Genomic DNA, 713 nt, shown 5'->3' on the forward strand with positions numbered 1-713 from the left:
ATAAATTGATTTTTTAATAAGGTAAAATCAATGAAAATTAATCCATTTGATTGTAAAGATGGAATGATAAAATCTTTAATGGCAACTGTTACCGCTTTTCTGAAAGTATATCTTGTAAAAAGGATTACTAAAACGGGGGACGTGATGCATAATATAATGACTAAGTATTTGCTATGCGGTAAGCTCATATTATTAACTAATTTGTACAACTACTCCTAGTAGATCGGGGCAGCTTATTGTAAAACAACATCTCTAATTAATGTTCCGATTTACTGAATGGATTCTGAGTTGTATTTTGTAAAGTAACTGTACTTTCCCTCACTTTGTCTATAAACATTATATTCATACGTTCCTTCATCTTTTTCTTTTCTATTGAATCACCAATGATTAATCTATTATTTATGGGAGGCAGGAAATATAGTGTAAAGCCATTTTGCAGATGAAATTCAATAGATCTTCCATAAAAAGAATTCGAGCTAACAACTTTTGAAGAAAATTCTAAATTATAAAATTCAAGCTGCTTTCTTCTTTTATTCTTTTCATTGCAATACGCAAAAGCCAAAACGGTTAATATACAAACAAAAAATAGTGCAAAAAGTTGATCCAGTTTTTTTCTTTTCATTGAATATAGTTATCAATTTATTTCTCTTCCTTCTTAAAGGATAAGAGTATCCTCTAAAAATACTAAAAGCAAGCCGAAGTCTGCTTTTGTA

Annotated in this window: 2 protein-coding genes; both read right to left on the reverse strand. The window is 29.0% G+C overall.

Annotation, left to right across the window (positions count from 1 at the left end):
• Nucleotides 1-188 (reverse strand): hypothetical protein (locus tag EMP01_RS15745; protein WP_237559553.1); only part of this gene is annotated, 188 nt, incomplete at its 3' end.
• Nucleotides 189-256: 68 nt separating this feature from the next.
• Nucleotides 257-622, reverse strand: a complete 366-nt coding sequence (locus EMP01_RS15465; protein WP_129022466.1) for a hypothetical protein — start codon at nucleotides 620-622, stop codon at nucleotides 257-259.
• Nucleotides 623-713 lie beyond the last annotated feature (91 nt).

Source organism: Edaphocola flava, assembly GCF_004118155.1.
GTDB lineage: Bacteria > Bacteroidota > Bacteroidia > Chitinophagales > Chitinophagaceae > Edaphocola > Edaphocola flava.